Annotated in this window: 16 protein-coding genes; 6 read left to right on the top strand and 10 right to left on the bottom strand. The window is 66.4% G+C overall.

The genetic code is table 11. The features are described 5' to 3' along the window. Positions 1–14 precede the first annotated feature (14 nt). From JWN21_RS05715 to JWN21_RS05695, 5 genes are all read right to left on the bottom strand, one after another. A complete protein-coding gene (locus JWN21_RS05715; protein WP_299647151.1) occupies positions 15–494 on the bottom strand; it encodes a glutathione peroxidase in 480 nt (159 codons plus the stop codon). Continuing rightward, positions 491–1093: a GNAT family protein gene (locus JWN21_RS05710; protein WP_299647149.1), complete on the bottom strand. Its 603-nt coding sequence runs from the start codon at positions 1091–1093 to the stop codon at positions 491–493. The genes JWN21_RS05715 and JWN21_RS05710 overlap by 4 nt, the downstream gene beginning before the upstream one ends. After that, positions 1090–1764, bottom strand: a complete 675-nt coding sequence (locus tag JWN21_RS05705; protein ID WP_299647147.1) for an ABC transporter ATP-binding protein — start codon at positions 1762–1764, stop codon at positions 1090–1092. The genes JWN21_RS05710 and JWN21_RS05705 overlap by 4 nt, the downstream gene beginning before the upstream one ends. Continuing rightward, on the bottom strand, positions 1757–3007 hold the full coding sequence (locus JWN21_RS05700; RefSeq protein ID WP_299647145.1) for a lipoprotein-releasing ABC transporter permease subunit: 1251 nt from the start codon (positions 3005–3007) through the stop codon (positions 1757–1759). The genes JWN21_RS05705 and JWN21_RS05700 overlap by 8 nt, the downstream gene beginning before the upstream one ends. A gap of 295 nt (positions 3008–3302) precedes the next feature. Further along, entirely contained in the window at positions 3303–5759 is a 2457-nt protein-coding gene (locus tag JWN21_RS05695; protein WP_299647143.1) for a TonB-dependent receptor, read from the bottom strand. Between the two features lie 239 nt (positions 5760–5998). Here JWN21_RS05695 and JWN21_RS05690 point away from each other — a divergent pair, with 239 nt between their 5' ends. Beyond that, positions 5999–6466 (top strand): Hsp20 family protein, encoded by a 468-nt coding sequence (locus JWN21_RS05690; RefSeq protein ID WP_299647141.1) that lies wholly within the window; start codon positions 5999–6001, stop codon positions 6464–6466. 102 nt (positions 6467–6568) lie between these two features. Here JWN21_RS05690 and JWN21_RS05685 read toward each other — a convergent pair whose 3' ends face one another. The 3 genes from JWN21_RS05685 to secG all read right to left on the bottom strand — a co-directional run bounded on the left by JWN21_RS05685 (position 6569) and on the right by secG (position 10283). Beyond that, entirely contained in the window at positions 6569–8140 is a 1572-nt protein-coding gene (locus JWN21_RS05685; protein ID WP_299647139.1) for a hypothetical protein, read from the bottom strand. Between the two features lie 43 nt (positions 8141–8183). Further along, the gene (locus JWN21_RS05680; RefSeq protein WP_299647137.1) at positions 8184–9818 is read right to left on the bottom strand and encodes a CTP synthase; all 1635 of its coding nucleotides are present in this window, start codon (positions 9816–9818) and stop codon (positions 8184–8186) included. Positions 9819–9902: 84 nt separating this feature from the next. After that, a complete protein-coding gene (secG, locus tag JWN21_RS05675) occupies positions 9903–10283 on the bottom strand; it encodes a preprotein translocase subunit SecG (RefSeq protein ID WP_299647309.1) in 381 nt (126 codons plus the stop codon). A 207-nt stretch (positions 10284–10490) separates the two neighbouring features. Between secG and JWN21_RS05670 the strand changes: the two genes are divergently transcribed. The 5 genes from JWN21_RS05670 (at position 10491) to pgl (ending at position 14396) form a co-directional block, all read left to right on the top strand. Beyond that, positions 10491–10817 (top strand): MarR family transcriptional regulator, encoded by a 327-nt coding sequence (locus JWN21_RS05670; RefSeq protein ID WP_299647135.1) that lies wholly within the window; start codon positions 10491–10493, stop codon positions 10815–10817. A gap of 52 nt (positions 10818–10869) precedes the next feature. Further along, complete coding sequence (locus JWN21_RS05665) at positions 10870–11121, top strand: SH3 domain-containing protein (protein ID WP_299647133.1); 252 nt, start codon at positions 10870–10872, stop codon at positions 11119–11121. Beyond that, a complete protein-coding gene (argC, locus tag JWN21_RS05660; RefSeq protein ID WP_299647131.1) occupies positions 11118–12032 on the top strand; it encodes an N-acetyl-gamma-glutamyl-phosphate reductase in 915 nt (304 codons plus the stop codon). The genes JWN21_RS05665 and argC overlap by 4 nt, the downstream gene beginning before the upstream one ends. 8 nt (positions 12033–12040) lie before the next feature. Then, on the top strand, positions 12041–13519 hold the full coding sequence (gene zwf / locus JWN21_RS05655) for a glucose-6-phosphate dehydrogenase (RefSeq protein ID WP_299647129.1): 1479 nt from the start codon (positions 12041–12043) through the stop codon (positions 13517–13519). A gap of 172 nt (positions 13520–13691) precedes the next feature. After that, positions 13692–14396: a 6-phosphogluconolactonase gene (gene pgl / locus JWN21_RS05650; protein WP_299647127.1), complete on the top strand. Its 705-nt coding sequence runs from the start codon at positions 13692–13694 to the stop codon at positions 14394–14396. Between the two features lie 45 nt (positions 14397–14441). Here pgl and mltG read toward each other — a convergent pair whose 3' ends face one another. Both mltG and fabF read right to left on the bottom strand, forming a co-directional pair. Further along, positions 14442–15410 carry an endolytic transglycosylase MltG gene (gene mltG, locus JWN21_RS05645; RefSeq protein WP_299647125.1) on the bottom strand — a complete coding sequence of 323 codons (969 nt, stop codon included), beginning with the start codon at positions 15408–15410 and terminating at the stop codon, positions 14442–14444. Positions 15411–15560: 150 nt separating this feature from the next. Beyond that, positions 15561–16817, bottom strand: a complete 1257-nt coding sequence (fabF, locus tag JWN21_RS05640) for a beta-ketoacyl-ACP synthase II (RefSeq protein ID WP_299647123.1) — start codon at positions 16815–16817, stop codon at positions 15561–15563. Positions 16818–16832 lie beyond the last annotated feature (15 nt).

The raw sequence follows: 16832 nt of genomic DNA, 5'->3' as shown, positions 1-16832 counted from the left end.
ATTCTGGGAACCAGCTACAGCAACGCCTCGATATCGCTCGTCAGCGCGTCGGGGCGCACCGAGGGCGCATAGCGGCGCACGGCCTTCCCGTCGCGATCGATCAGGAACTTGGTGAAATTCCACTTGATCCCGCGCGACCCCAGAACCCCCGGCGCATCTTCCTTTAGCCGCTGGAACAACGGGTGGGCGGCGGGGCCGTTGACGTCGACCTTCGCGAACATCGGGAAGGTCACGTCGTAAACCGTTGAACAAAAAGTCGCGATCTCCGCCGCGTCGCCCGGCTCCTGCGCGCCAAACTGATTGCACGGGAAGCCGAGCACCTCGAAGCCGCGGTCGCCGTAGCGGCGGTGCAGCTCCTCCAGCCCCTCATATTGCGGCGTGAACCCGCATTTGGACGCGGTGTTGACGATCAGCAGCACCTTGCCCCGCCATGTGTCGAGGCCGACCGAACCGCCATCCGCCGCGCGCACCTCGATGTCGGTGATCGCCGTCATCTGCCCTTCCCACCGCGCGCCAGCATCAGGCGCAGATTGTCGCGCACGCCGGGCCATTCGCGATCGAGGATGGAGTAGACGGCGGAGTCGCGCAAGCGGCCGTCCGGCAGCCGCTGATGCCCGCGCAGCACGCCGTCGAGCTTGGCCCCGAGCCGCTCGATGGCCTGCCGGCTGTTGCGATTGAGCCAATCGGTTCGGATCTGCACACACTGACAGCCGAGCGCGTCGAAGGCATGGCCGAGAAGCAGCAGCTTGGCCTCGGTATTCAGGCCGGTGCGTTGCACCCGGCGCGCATAGAAGGTGCCGCCGATCTCCACACGGGCGTTGGCCTCGCTCATCCGCATGAAGCGCGTGGTGCCGACGATCGCCCCGGTCGCGTCGAGCACGGTGAACGGCAACACCCGCCCCGCATCGCGCTGCGCCAGCGTAGAGGCCAGCCACGCATCGGCGTCCTTCAATTGCGCCACGGCTGCATAGAAGGTATCCCACAGGTCGTCAGCCCGCGCCGCCGCGACGATGTCGGGCAGGTCGGCCGCATCGAGCGGTCGCAGCAAGACATGCGCGCCGGCCAGCGTCGGCGTGCCGCGCCAAGCGCTCACGCCAGCCGTCCTTCGTGCAGCTTCACCACGCGGTCCATCTTCGCCGCGAGTCGCTCGTTGTGCGTGGCGACCAGCGCGGCGGAGCGTTCGCCGCGAACTAGGCGCAGGAACTCGGCCAGCACCTTGTCGGCGGTGTGTTCGTCCAAGTTGCCGGTCGGCTCGTCAGCCAAGACCAGCGCGGGCCGGTTGGCGAGCGCGCGGGCAACGGCGACGCGCTGTTGCTCGCCCCCCGATAGCTTGGCGGGGCGATGCTGCAGACGGTGACCGACGCCCAACGCGGTCAACAACTCGGCGGCTCGCGCGTTCGCCTCCTCGCGCTCACGACCGCCGATCAGCTGCGGCAGGACGACGTTCTCGAGCGCGGTGAAGTCGGGTAGCAGATGATGGAACTGATAGACGAAGCCGAGCCGGTCGCGGCGCAATATCGTGCGCTCGGCGGCCGACAGATGCGCGGCCTCTTCGCCGGCGATGCGGATCGACCCGCCGAACCCACCTTCCAGCAGGCCAACCGCCTGCAACAAGGTCGACTTGCCCGACCCCGACGCGCCGAGCAGTGCGACGATCTCGCCGGGCGCGACCTCCAGGTCGACCCCGCGCAACACCTCGATCGTCTCGTCGCCCTGTGTGAACGAGCGCGCCAGACCGCGTGTCTCGAGGACCGGCTCACTCATAACGCAGAACCTGCACCGGGTCGGTGTTGGCCGCCTTCCACGCCGGATACAGCGTCGCCAGAAAGCTGAACAACAGCGACATGGCGACGATCAGCGCGATCTCGACTGGATCGGGTTGCGACGGCAGTTCGGTCAGGATGCGCACTGACGGATCCCACAGATTCTGCCCGGTCACGAACTGGACGATACCGACTACCCCCTGGCGATAGAACAGGAACACGAACCCCAGCAGCAGCCCCGCCAGCGTCCCCAGCACGCCGATCGACGTGCCCACCGCCATGAAGACGCGCAGCATTGCCGCGCGGCCCGCACCCATCGTGCGCAGGATGGCAATGTCGCGCGTCTTCGCGCGCACCAGCATGATCAGCGACGAGGCGATATTGAACGCCGCCACCAGGATGATGATGCACAACACGGTGAACATCGCCACGCGCTCGACTGCCAGCGCGTCAAACAGCTCGGCGTTCATCGATCGCCAGTCGGCGATCACCGCCTGCCCGCCGATGCGGCCGGCGAGCGGCGCCAGGATCTCGCCGACGCGATCGGGATCGGTGGTCTGCACCTCGACCATGCTCGCCGCGTCGCCCATCAGCAACAGCGTCTGCGCGTCCTCGATCGGCATGACCACATACGCCTTGTCGAGATCGTAGACGCCGATCTCGAAGATCGCGCCGACCTGATAGCTGACGATGCGCGGCACGGTGCCGAACGGCGTCGTCTGACCCTGCGGATTGAACAGCGCGATCTCCGAACCGATCTGCGCGCCCAGCATCTCGGCCAGTCGCGATCCGATCGCGATGCGATTGCTCCCCTGCGTCACGGACGCGAAAGAGCCCGCCACCACCTTACCCCGCAGCGATGGATTGGCGCGGATATCCTCGACCCGCATGCCGCGCACCAGCACCGCTTCCGCGCGGCCGTTGTAGGTCGCGGCGAGCGGCTGTTCGATCAGCGGCAGCGCCGATATGACGCCCGGCGTGGCGCGCGCCTGCGCCGCGATCGCGCGCCAGTCCGGCAGGCGACCGCCGACGCCCTGGATGACGGCATGACCGTTCAGCCCGACGATCTTGTCGAACAACTCCGCACGAAAGCCGTTCATCACGCTCATGACGATCACCAGCGCCGCGACTCCCAGCATCACAGCGCCCAGGCTGAACCCGGCCACGAGGACGATGAACCGCTCCCCCTTGCCCGGCAGCAGATACCGCCGGGCGATCATTCGTTCATAGCGGGTCAGGAGCATGATGCGCGCTCTACGGCGCCCCCGCGCCCGGAGCAACCGATCCGCCCTGTGGCAGCACGGCCACAGACTCGCCGCAATCGAGTCCGCGCATGGAACAGCTGGTGACAAACCGTCAGGCGCGACTTAGTCGTACGGACATCGAGACATAGGCAATGGCCGTGGTTCGGGGATGGTGCTTCTCATGCCCCGCTCTCAGGAGCGTGCGGGCGGAGAGGTGGTATTGGGGGCTGACGAGCGATCGTCACGCAAGGCGCCCGGGCTGCACGCAATGCAGTTCGGGCGTTTGCATTTCCGGTCAGAAGGCTCGCGATACCGTGATCCCATAGGTCCGCGGATCACCAGGCTGTCCGACGATCAGGCCCGTGCTGCCGGATTGCACCGCGAGCACCTCGTGATAATTGCGGTCGAAGGCGTTGCGAAGCCAGCCGAACACGTTCCAGCTGTCGCGCGCCTTGTAGCCGAGCCGGAAATTGCTGAGCGCGTAGCCGGCGATTTGGGTGTAGGCGGATTGCGAGGGATTCGACGAGAAACTGGACCGATAGCTGCCGTCATAGCCGAGGTAGAACTGGCCATCGAGCCCGGCGACCTTGGCCGGCACGCCATATTCCGCTCCGAACGAGAACGCCCATTTGGACACGCCTGGCAGGCGCTGGCCGGAGATGTCGCAATTGGCCGGGCTGAAGCCGTTGGGCGTACCGGCCGGGCTGGCGGGATTGGTGGCGCTTGCCGCCGCCCCACCGGTCAGCTCGGGCGGGCACGGCGCATCGACGAAGCGGCGATACGTTGCGTCGGTATAGCCTGCGTTGAGGTACAGGTTGAACCGCGCCGTCGGCCGGAATGCGGAATCGACCTCGATGCCCTGCGTCCGCACCTTGCCGGCATTGGCGAGGTAACCGCGCAGCACGCCCAACTGCCCGTTGCTGACCGTCGCCTGATAGTCGAGGATGTCGGTGCGGAACGCCGCGATGTTGAGCGTCGCGCGCCGATCGGCGAACTGGGTTTTCAGCCCAAGCTCGAAATGGTTGACCTTCTCGGGCTTGACGGTGGCGGCAAGCAGAATCGGGTTGTTCGCGGCGTCCAGCGGCAGACCGGACAGGTTGATGCCCCCCGACTTGTAGGATCGCGCAAAGGTCGCATACGCGTTGACGTCCGGCGTCACCCGCCACGCGGCGGTGATATCGCCCGACAAGTTCCAGTTATCGAATACCGGCTCATAGGTCTGCGGCGCGAGCACGCCGCGCTGATCGGCGTTCAGCGTCGCGCTTCCCGCCCCGGTGGTGACAACGGAGACGTACGAGCCGTCCTTCTTGTCGTAATTGAGCCGTAGGCCTGGCGAGATCTGGAAAGAGTCGGAGACGTTCCATGTCAGCTTGCCGAACAGGGCCGCCGACGTGTTGGTGAAGCCGATCGTGTTCGTCGACGCGAGCCCGTTCAGCACCGCCGGGTTGCAGGCGGCAGTGGTCGGCGTGGCGCAGCCGCTCGCGCCGGGCGCGACATTGCCGGGGTTGAGCAGAAACCGGCTCGCCGCCGGCCCCTGAACCTGCGACCCTTGGGTGTCGATCGACTGGCGGAAGTAGAAGGCTCCCAGCACGTAATCGACCGGCTTCGTTCCGTTCGATGCGATACGCAGTTCCTGACTGAACTGCTTCTGCTGGGAGGGATTGGCCGACACCGGCGTGATCGGCAGACCGATGAAGTCCCGGTCGTTCGAAGGCTTCCAGTCCCACAGACGATAGGCGGTCACCGATGTGATCGTCCCAAAGTCGAGATCAAGGTTCGCTAGCAGCGATCCCCCTCCCAGCTCCTGCTTTGCGCGCAACGGGGAGTCGACGTCGGTTACGCGATCGAATGGATCGCTGGACGGTACGGCATAGCCCTGCGCGACGGCCAACGCGGCATATTGCCTGTTGAGCGGACGCTGCGTCGCACCGGTGCGAACATAGTATTGCACGCAGCATTCGGGGGCCTGGCGGTTAAAGTCGCCGAACAGCGTCAGATCGAGATTGTCGGTCGCGCGCCACAGCAACTGCCCGCGGAAACTCTGATTGTCCTGGCTGTTCTGATACTTGTCGTGGTGCACATTGTAGATCGTGCCGCGCCGCGTCGTGACCGAGGTCGACAGTCGGATTGCCAGTTTGTTGTCGACGAGCGGTCCGGAGATCGATGCCTTGCCCTGGAAGAAGTCGTAGTTCCCCCCGGTCAGCTCGACCCGCGCCTCGGGCGTGAAGCTCGGTGCGCGCGTCGAGATGTTGATCGCGCCGGCGGTGGTGTTCTTGCCGTATAGCGTTCCCTGGGGGCCACGCAGGATTTCGATCCGCTCCGTATCCGTGAAGTCGAACGTCGCCGACGCGATGCGGCTGTAATAGACCTGGTCGACATAGATGCCGACGCCCTGTTCGATCCCGTCGTTGGTCAGCCCGAACGGCGCGCCCAGGCCACGGATGTTGGCGGCGGAGTTGCGCGGGTTGGTCGAATAGAATTGCAGCGACGGCTGCAGCTGCGTGATCCGGTTGACGTTGTATGCGCCAGTCTCCGCGATCGCGGTGCCACCGATGACCGAAATCGCGATCGGCACGCGCTGGACAGTCTCCGAACGCCGCCGGGCCGTGACCACCACGTCGCCGCCGCCCTGCTGCGCGGTGCCTAGCCTGCCACTCGCCTCATCCACTTGCGCGGGCGGTGCGGCAACGGCCTGCTCGGTCGATGGGGCCGTTGCTTGAGCAGTTAGCAAGAGGGCGAGCGTCAGCGACATGGGGCACTCCGCAGATCAGATTGTCGGAACGTCCACTGTTTCAGTAGGAAATGCGCCCACGCGAATGTTGGGAGGCGGCAAGAACAGCTTTAGCGGCGCAAATTCTGTCGCCCGACACCCCCTTGACGGCGGACGACCGCTTACCATTTTCGCGTCGCGTGGCGCCTTTGAGGGCCATGCGGGCTGGAAAGCCACGGCTGACCAGCTCGATGTCAACTCGCTCACAAGAGGATTTGAACATGCGTCTGGACCTAACCCCCTACCGCCGCTCAACGATCGGCTTCGATCGCTTCTTCGACCTGCTGGAGACCAGCGCGAAGACGCCCACAGCGGACAATTATCCCCCCTTCAATCTCGAACGCGTTGCCGACGATAGATACCGCATCACGCTGGCGGTGGCGGGGTTCACGCGCGACGAGATCGAGATCACCGCGCAGCAGAACCTGCTGCTCGTCACCGGTCGCAAGGACGACAGGGCTCCGTCGGGCGACTTCCTGCACATCGGCATCGCCAACCGATCGTTCGAGCGACGATTCGAGCTCGCCGATTTCGTCCTGGTGCAGGATGCCCGGCTGAACGACGGGCTGCTCGTGGTCGATCTCGTCCGCGAGATTCCCGAGGCGATGAAGCCCAAGACCGTGGCAATCAAGACCGGCGCCCCGCTCGCTGCGGTGGAGAGCGCCAAGGACGAGGCACAGGCGGCCTGATCGCACGCGCATTTCGTCATCGACGTCCAAGGAACGCTCCGGCCGAAAGGTCGGGGCGCTCCTCCTCGTCGATCAGCGCCGGCTAAGCTTTCAGGACCACGCTCACCTCGGGCATTGCGACGGCGGCAACCGAGGCAACGGACGGTCTAGGGTGAACGCGTCGAACCGACCCGGCAACGCGAGGCGCCGATAGTGGCTGAGCACTGCGGCGAATTCAGGATCGCGGCTGAAGAACAACAGGGGGTTGTCCGATGCCGAAGTGGCCGTTTTCGACGCTCGCCCAGGATAGAAGATGATACGCTCGGGCGGCAGGCAGCGATAATCCCGCGCCGTTCGCCGCACCATCCGACGGCCCAGCGCGTAGATCCGCGGATCGCGTGCGCCCGACGCGTTCCTGTCGATTGCCGACAGGATCCACAAGGCACCATGGCGGCCGTTTATCCGAAAGCCTCGGTCTGCCGTCGCTGGCCATGTCGTCCAGCCCTCCCTTGCAAGCACGCCCACCACCGCGCCCGCCCGGAGGTCCGCCAGCGCAGGCGCGATGTCCTCCTCCGGGGTGGGTCTCCACTGGGTCGGCACGGCAGCAAGCAAGAGTGGCGCACACAGCCCCGCCAGCAAGACAGGCCGAACAAGACCTAGTCGTGGCATGTCCATCACCAGCGCCGCCAGCGCGAGCGCGAGGAGGCCGGTGACTGGGATGCTGTGATAAGGCCAGCCCTTCAGCTGCAGCAACCACGCTATGCCGAACCCCGCCGCCGCGACCAACAACGCGATCGACAGCGCCGGGAGCGCCGGGAGCGATTGCCTTGTCGCCTGCCGCCGCATGACAATGCCGGCAATGATCAACGCCCAAATTGGCTGTGCGGGGCGGAGCATGTAACGCCACTCCGGCACGCTCGCGGCAGAATAGGCCAGCGCCGTTTCGGGGACCGAAATCGCCAGAAAGGCTGGGGTCCAGACCATGATGGCAGCGGCGTACGCGATCGCGCAGGCTGCCAGAGCGACCGTCTCACTGCGAATGGGCCGCCAGTCCCGGCGCAGACGCAGGAGCAGCCAGATCTCAAGGAGGATGGGTGCGCCGATAAAGTAATGCTTCAGCGCGAACCCGACGGCCGCCTGCACCCCAATCAGCAGCGCCAGCCAGTGCGGAACCTGCCTCCCGTCGCGCCGCCGCGCGATCAGCGCGACATACGGCAACGTCGTGATCAGCGCCCACTGCTCGCGCTGCCCGAGGTCCCGTAGCGGCATGATCAGCAGAATCGCGGCGGCATAGGCGAGGAACATGACGCGCGCCGCGGGTGTGCGCTCGCGGAGCAACCGATCGGTCGTCAGCAGGCTCAGCAGCGCGGCAGCCCCGATCGAGACTGCCAGCACCCGATCCGGGTGAGCATGAATCCCATCCGCCATCGCTTGGAGGGGAACCGCCATCCAGAACCAGAGCGGCGGGTTGACCTCGCTAATATCGAGGTACAGCCGCGCGCCGCCGCGCAGACGGTCGGCGATCCACAGCTGCCCCAGCACGTCTGGCGACAGCGGCCGTGGAATGATCGCGAGCACCATCAACATGAGGCCGAGCGTCAGTAGCGTCACGGTCACGCGAGGCCGCCTGGTAACGAAGCGGCGAAGGTAACGTTCGAACGAGGTCAGCGCCGCCTTCATCAGGCTCGCTCGCATGTCAGATCATGGTGAAGATCGCATAAACCTGCGCACCCCTGAACTAGACCAGTCGACTCTGCTTCACAGCCGCCTCGATGAAGCTTGCGAACAGCGGGTGCGGATCGAACGGCTTGCTCTTCAGCTCCGGGTGGAACTGAACGCCGACGAACCAGGGGTGATCGGGTCGCTCGACGATCTCGGGCAGCATGCCGTCGGGGGACATGCCGCTGAACACCAGGCCACCGCCCTCCAACGCCGCGCGATAGCCGGTGTTGACCTCGTAGCGGTGACGGTGACGTTCGGAGATGGCCGTGTCGCCATAGATCGACGACACCACCGAATTGCCGTCCAGCCGCGCCTCGTAGGCGCCAAGCCGCATCGTCCCGCCAAGGTCGCCGCTCGCCTCGCGCTGTTCCAACCCGTCACGGCCCATCCACTCGGTAATCAAGCCGACCACCGGCTCGGGCGTCGGCCCGAACTCGGTCGAACTGGCGTCTGTGATCCCGGCCAGGTCTCGCGCGCCCTCGATGCATGCCATCTGCATGCCGAAGCAGATGCCGAAATAGGGCACGCGACGCTCGCGGGCAAAACGCACCGAGGCGATCTTGCCCTCGGCACCACGCTCGCCGAACGCACCCGGGACAAGGATCGCGTGGCAAGGCTCCAGCGCGGCGGCGACCTCGCGCTCCTCGCCCTCGAACAGTTCCGCGTCGATCCAGCGGATGTTGACCTTGACTCGGTTGGCGATGCCGCCGTGGACCAGCGCCTCGTTCAGCGACTTGTACGCGTCCTGCAGCCCGACATATTTGCCGACCACACCGACCGTCACCTCGCCCTCGGGATTGGCCACGCGGTCCTGGATGTCGACCCAGCGGCTCAGATCGGGAGCCGCGCCGGGCTCGATCCCGAACGCCCGCAGCACCTCTGAATCAAGGCCCTCGCCGTGATATTGCAGCGGCACCGCGTAGATGCTCTTCGCATCCAGCGCCGGAATGACGGCGCTCGCCGCCACGTTGCAGAACAGCGCGATCTTGGCGCGCTCGGACGGCGGCAGCGGGTGCTCGCAGCGGCACACCAGCACATCCGGCTGCACACCCAGCGCGGCCAGCTCGCGCACCGAATGTTGCGTCGGCTTGGTCTTCAGCTCGCCCGCCGCGGAGATGTACGGCACCAGCGTGACGTGGATCGACACCGCGTTGCCGCGCCCGGCTTCGTTCTTGAGCTGGCGGATCGCCTCGATGAATGGCAGCGACTCGATATCGCCAACCGTCCCTCCGATCTCGCACAGCACGAAGTCCAAGTCGTCGGTCTCCGCCCGCGCGAACGCCTTGATCGCATCGGTGACGTGCGGGATGACCTGCACCGTCGCGCCCAGATAATCGCCGCGCCGTTCGCGCGCGATGATCTGCTGGTAGATGCGCCCCGAGGTGATGTTGTCCGACTGACGTGACGGCACGCCGGTGAAGCGCTCGTAATGGCCAAGATCCAGGTCGGTCTCCGCGCCGTCGTCGGTGACATAGACCTCGCCATGCTGATACGGGCTCATCGTGCCCGGATCGACGTTGAGATACGGGTCGAACTTGCGGATGCGGACACGATAACCACGCGCCTGCAGCAGCGCGGCGAGCGAAGCGGCCATGAGGCCTTTGCCCAGCGACGAGACCACGCCGCCGGTGATGAAGATGAACCGGGCCATGGGGGTATCCGCCTAGCGGGAAAGGGACGCGCGCGGCAAGCGCCCGCGCGTCGTGCGGACGACCAACCGGCACAAAGCTCTGGGTTACTGCCCGAACGGCACCTGCCCGTTCGCCGGCGGCGAGACGGGGTCGCTGATGTTCGGCGCCGCCGCGGGTGGCGCGCCCGGATCGACGATCGGCGTGCTGGCCGCCGGAGCGGTCGTCGCAGGCTTGGCAAGCGACGTGTCGATGCTGGCGTTCTGCCGGCCCGCAGCGAGTACCGCGAGCAGGATCGACAGCGAGACAAAGGCGACGGCGAGCACCGCCGTCGCGCGCGTCAGGAAGTCCGCCGCGCCCCGTGCGGACATCAGCCCCGACGGGCTGCCGCCCATGCCCAGCCCGCCACCCTCCGATCGTTGCATCAGGATGACCGTCACCAGAACAGCGGCAATGATCGCGTGGACGACGAGCAGAAACGGGAACATGGGGCGGCCTTCGGGGCTGGTGCAGAACGGCCGCGACATAGGCGGGTGATGCCCGTCGGGCAACCGGAACGGCTGGTCGCGATAATTACCGGCAGGGAAACTAGCCATCAACCACAGCGTTATGTCTTTGAAACTGGCCTCGCACGGGGCCTGAACAGCGGAAGCGACCCTAGCGTGGCGAGTTTAATTCCGACCCTTTCGAGCTGGATGTCGACCCTGGTCGACTATGTCCGCTCCGGGGAGCCCGACCTCACCAACCGCCAGATGGCGCTGTTGATGGTCGTGTATCTCGATCCCGGTCCGCATACGGTGCGGGGCTTGGCACGAGGTCTCAACGTGTCCAAGCCGGTGGTGACGCGCGCCTTGAACAGGTTGGGTGGCCTCGGCTATCTGCGCCGCCAGCGTGACGATAGCGACAAGCGCAACATTTTCGTCGCGCGCACGCCCAAGGGAGCGGCTTTTCTTGACGAGTTCGGGCAATTCATCGGCAAGGGCGAACAGCGACCCGCACTCTTCCAGCACGCCCACGCGTAAGCGCTTCACGCTCACCGGGCCATCGACTTTGCTTGATCCCCGGTTCCACGCAGTGCGCGGCGACCTCGCCGACGTGCGACTGGCGCAGCAGGTGTTCGCACCTCATTATGCCCAAGCAATGCCTTGTATCGTGATTCGTCCGACCGTTCTGCGCAGCAAATCAACCGACGGTGAAGAAGTCGCGGCACTCGCCGTTGGCGACACGTTCGAACTGCTGGAAGTGACGCGCGACCGTGCCTGGGGCATCGCGCCCGCCATCGGCCTGGTGGGTTACTGCGACCGCCTGGCCTTGGAACTGGCGTGACCGTCACCGTCTTCATCGATGGCGCGGCCGGCACCACCGGACTGGAAATCGCTGATCGCCTCTCGACGCGCGGCGACCTGTCTCTGGTCGTCCTCGACGGCGAGCGACGCAAGGATCCAGCGGCGCGGCGCGAGGCGCTGAACGACGCAGACGTCGCGATCCTGTGCCTGCCGGACGATGCGGCGCGTGAAGCAGTGGCGTTGCTGGCAAGCGACACCCGCATCATCGACGCGTCGAGCGCGCATCGCGTGGCGGACGGTTGGACCTATGGCTTTCCCGAACTCGGATTTCCGGTTGCCGACGCGCGGCTAGTGTCCAACCCTGGCTGTTATCCCACTGGCTTCCTTGCCTTGGTCGCGCCGCTGGTCCGCGCCGGGGTGATCCCCGCCGATTGGTCGCTCACCGTCAATGCCGTGTCCGGCTATTCGGGTGGCGGAAAGGCGCTGATCGAGCGGGTCGAGGCTGACCCCGCGCTGGCGTTCCGCGGCTATGGCTTCGGGCTCGATCACAAGCACGTTCCCGAGATGCAACGCCACGCGGGACTCGCGCACCCGCCCGTCTTCGCGCCGAGTGTGGTTCGCGCGTTTCGGGGCATGGTGGTCGAGGTGCCGCTGTCGCTTGCCGCGCTTCCCGCCCGCCCGTCGCGCGCAGTGATACTCGAGACCTTGCATGGCTTTTTCGACGGGCAGCCGCTGGTCCGCGTCCACGACGACATGCCCGGCGAACTGCTGCTCGCAACCGCGGGTGCGCCGACCGATCGCCTCGATCTCTACGTAGCAACCGATGCGCGCGAGACGCAGGCGCGGCTGATCGCCACGCTGGACAATCTGGGCAAGGGCGCAGGGGGCGCGGCGGTGCAGAACCTCAATCTGATGGCCGGGCTGGACCCGCTCGCCGGTCTGATCCTGTAGGAGCCGCAATGCAGCGCAATCCCGTGGCGAAGCTGCTCCTGTTCGGGGCGACCGGTGATCTGGCGCGACGCATGCTGTTGCCATCGCTGTACAATCTTCACGCCGATGGCCTGTTGCCCGAACAGCTGGCCATCATCGGATCGGCGCGAACCGAGCATGACGACGCCGGCTACCGGACCTTCGCCAAGGCGGCGCTCGACGAATTCCTGCCCGACGACCGCAAGGACGATGCCGCGATCGCCGGCTTCCTCGAACGGCTGCGGTTCAACCCCGCCGACCTGTCCGACCTGGCCAGCTTCAAGCCGTTGGGCGAGAAGGTCGGTGACGTCTCGGGCGGGCTTGCGATTTTCCTGTCGACCGCGCCATCGCTGTTCGAGGCGGCGATCGCGGGTCTCCAATCGGTCGGGCTGACGGGCGAGACGGTCAGGATCGGACTGGAAAAGCCGCTCGGCTATGATCTCGCGTCCAGCCGCAAGATCAACGAGGCGGTCTTCGCGGCGTTTCCCGAGCCGCGCACATTCCGGATCGATCACTATCTGGGCAAGGAAACCGTTCAGAACATCCTCGCGCTGCGCTTTGGCAACTCGTTCTTCGAGCCGGTCTGGAACGCGCGCGGCATCGCCAACGTCCAGATCACCATCTCCGAAACGGTCGGGCTGGAGGGGCGCGGCGGCTATTATGATGGCATGGGCGCGCTGCGCGACATGGTGCAGAACCACATCCTCCAGTTGCTGGCGCTGGTGGCGATGGAACCACCTGCCCGCTTCGACGGCACCGCGGTACGCGACGAGAAGGCGAAGCTGTTCCATACCCTGCGCCCGATCACCGCCGCCGATGTCGAACAGCATACGGTAACCGGCCAGTACAGCTCAGGCGCGATGGCCGGCGAGGTGGTCAAGGGCTATACCGACGAGCTGGGCAAGCCCTCGGCGACCGAGACGTTCGTCGCCATCAAGGCGCACATCGACAATTGGCGCTGGCAGGGCGTGCCCTTCTACCTGCGCACCGGCAAGCGCATGGCAACGCGCCGATCGGAGATCGCGATCGAGTTCAAGCCCGTGCCGCATTCGATGTTCCAGTCCGCCGATCGCGGAAGCGCCAGCGGCCGGCTTCAACCCAACAAGCTGATCATCCGCCTGCAGCCGGAGGAATATGTCCAGCTGCTGGTGATGGCCAAAGAGCCGGGGCTGGACCGCGACGGCGTGCGGCTGCGCGAGGTGCCGCTGAACCTCAGCCTCGATCACGAGTTCTCCGGCACCAGGCGACGGATCGCCTATGAGCGCCTGCTGCTCGACCTGATCGAGGGTGACCAGACGCTGTTCGTCCGGCGTGATGAGGTGGAGGCGCAATGGCGCTGGATCGATGGTATCCGCGAGGGCTGGGCAACGACCGGCATGAAGCCAAAGAGCTACCCCACGGGCACCTGGGGCCCGTCTGCCGCGATCGCGCTGACCGAGCGCGATGATGTGACCTGGCAGGATGATTAGCGCTTGACCCCTCTCCCGCATGCGGGAGAGGGACAGCCGCGTAGCGGCAGGGTGAGGGCCTGACGCGGGTTCGACGGGTGCCTGCGCTGATCGTCCGTCGTGCCCTCACCCTCGCTGCCTCCGGCAGCTTTCCCTCTCCCGCTTGCGGGGAGAGGGCTAAGAAGGAAACACAATGACCGAAGTCGAATGGTGGGAATATGAGGGCACGGCGGAGTTCGCCGCCGCTGTCGCGGGCGATCTGCAGTTCGTGATCGAATCGGCGCTCGATGCGCGCGGGGCTGCGGTGATCGCGCTGGCGGGCGGCACCACGCCGGCGCCGATCTATGCCAAGCTCGCCGCCGCGAAGCTCGACTGGAAGAAGGTGACGATCGTCCCCACCGACGAGCGCATCGTGCCGCTGGGCGACAAGCTGTCCAACGTGACGATGATCGGCAAGACATTCATTCCCAAGGGCGCGCGCGTCATGCCCATCGTTCCCCAAGCGACGGCGGATCACAAGGCTGCGGGGCGTTCGGCGGACGCATTGATGCAGGACCTGCACTGGCCGCTGGACCTGTGCCTGCTCGGCATGGGCGAGGACGGTCACACCGCCTCGATCTTCCCCGGACCGGATTATGACGAGGCGCTGAGCGGCCCGCGCGAACGCCGCGCGCTGGGCGTCATGCCCGACCCGCTGCCGCCCGAAGCCCCCGTCGCGCGTGTCTCGTTGTCGCGCCAGGGTATCGTCACCGCCAAGGTGCTGACGATCGCCATCACCGGTGCCGCCAAGCGCAAGGTGCTGGAGGAGGCGATCGCGCAGGGCGAGTCGTCGCGCTATCCGATCGGTCGCGTGCTGGCGGAGGTCGAACTGCCCGTCGACATCCACTGGGCACCGTAACCTGCGTCTGAGCGGCACCTCCCCCGCTGCGCGGGGGAGGTGAAATCAGATCCCCTTCTCGCGCCGGTACTGCCGCCACTTCGCGACGTTGGCATTATGCTCCGCCAGCGTGTTGGCGAACACATGCCCGCCCGTGCCGTCGGCGACGAAGTACAGCGCCTGGCTCTGTTCCGGGTCGAGCACCGCGTCAATCGAGGCGCGGCCCGGATTGGCGATCGGGCCGACCGGCAAGCCGCTGAGCGCGTACGTGTTGTAGAGGTTGCCCTTATCGTCCAGTTCGGAGCGCAGGATGCGCCGCCCGAGCGGACGACCGCGCGTGACCGGATAGATGACGGTCGGATCCGCCTGCAACGGCATGCCGCGCCGCAGCCGGTTGGAGTACACCGCCGCGACCAGCCGCCGTTCCGACGGCTTGCCGGTCTCCTTCTCGACGATCGACGCCAGGATGATCGCCTCCGCCGGCGTATTCACCACCGTGGTCGGCTTGCGCTTCGCCCAGGCGCTTGCGAGGTAGGTCTGCATCGCCTTCGCCATGCGATCGGCCACGCTCTGACGCGTATCGCCGCGTTCGAAGCTATAGCTATCGGGCAGCACCGTGCCTTCGGCGGGGAGCGGCGCGGCGCCGGTCAGACCCTGCGCGGCCGCCAGCCGTTCCTGCACGAGCACCGAGGGCAGGCCTTCGGGAATGACGACCAGCCGTTGCAGCGTCCGGCCGCCTTGCAGCAGCTTGAGGATGTCGGACGGGCTGAGCCGCGCCGGGATGCGATATTCGCCCGCTTTGATCGGGTCGCCCGAGCCGAACAGACGGGCGAGCAGGCGGAAGCGGCTGGCGGACTCGATCGCGCCCGCCGTTTCGAGGTCGCGCGCGGTGGAACCAAGCGACGCGCCTTGCGGCACCTGGAAGGTGAGTGTCCTGGGGTTCGGGCCGGCACCGCCCCAGCCTTGCAGGACGACGAAGCCGGCAATCACCGCCACCAACATGGCGACGAGACCGACACAGCCTAGCTTCCGCATCAGTAGATCACGTGCGCGACGCGCCCCTCCCCGGCGGAAGCCGGGGCCCAGTCGGCCGCGTCGGCAAAGATGATCGAAGCTCGGCAGGGTACTCGAAACTGCGCCCCGGCTTTCGCCGGGGAAGAGCAAGACGCAGGCACGGCGTTCACCTCAAACCGCCCGCATCACCAGCGACGCATTGGTGCCGCCGAAGCCGAAGCTGTTATTGAGCACCGCTTTGATCTTGCGCGGCTTCGCCTGATGCGGGACCAGGTCGACGCCCACGCAATTCTCGCTTGGGTTGTCGAGGTTGAGCGTCGGCGGCGCCACCTGATCGCGCATCGCCAGCATGCAGAAGATCGCCTCGACCGCACCGGCACCGCCAAGCAGATGTCCGATAGCCGACTTGGTGGAGCTCATCGACATGGTGCCCAGCGCGTCGCCGAACAGCCGTCGCACCGCGCCCAGCTCCAGCTCGTCGCCCAGCGGTGTCGAGGTGCCGTGCGCGTTGACATAGTCGATGTCGGCCAGTGCGAGCCCCGACTTGCGCATCGCCATCTCCATCGATCGATACGCGCCCGACCCCTCCGGGTGCGGCGCGGTGACGTGATAGGCATCGCCCGACAGGCCGTATCCGACGAGCTCGGCATAGATTTTCGCACCGCGCGCCTTGGCGTGCTCATATTCCTCGAGCACGACCACGCCCGCACCCTCGCCCATCACGAAGCCGTCGCGATCCTTGTCATAGGGCCGCGAGGCGCGCTCGGGCTCGTCGTTGCGCGTGGAGAGCGCCTTGGCCTGGGCGAAGCCCGCGATACCGAGCGGGCAGATCGCGCCCTCGGCGCCGCCGGCCAGCATCACGTCGGCATCGTCCATCGCGATCATCCGCGCGGCATCGCCGATCGAATGGGCGCCGGTCGAGCACGCGGTCACGACCGCATGGTTCGGGCCCATCAGCCCGTATTTGATCGAGACCTGGCCCGAGATCAGGTTGATCAGCCGGCCATGGACGAAGTGCGGGCTGACCCGCCGCGGCCCCTTGGCATGGAGCACGAGCGATTCGCTCTCGATGCCCGGCAGCCCGCCGATGCCCGAACCGATTGAGCAGCCGGCGCGGAAGCGCTGCGCCTCGGTCATGTCGAGCAGGCCGGCATCCTCGATCGCCTGGCCGGCGGCATCGATCCCGTAGACGATGAACGGATCGACCTGGCGCTGGACCTTGTGATCGACGCGCTTGCTGGCGTCGAAGCCCCATTCATGATCGGCCGGCTTCACCTCGCAGGCGATGCGGCAGGCATGGTCCGATGCATCGAAGCGCGTGATCGGGCCTGCCCCGGACTTGGACGCCAGCAGGCTGGCCCAGACCGTCTCGACGTCGCTGCCCAGCGGCGTCACCATTCCCACTCCGGTAATTACGACGCGGCGCATTCGCGCTCTCCTCAA

This window comes from Sphingomonas bacterium, from assembly GCF_028292945.1.
GTDB lineage: Bacteria > Pseudomonadota > Alphaproteobacteria > Sphingomonadales > Sphingomonadaceae > Sphingomonas.
The sequence above is the reverse complement of the archived record's forward strand: the minus strand, read 5'-3'. Positions and strand labels throughout refer to the sequence as shown.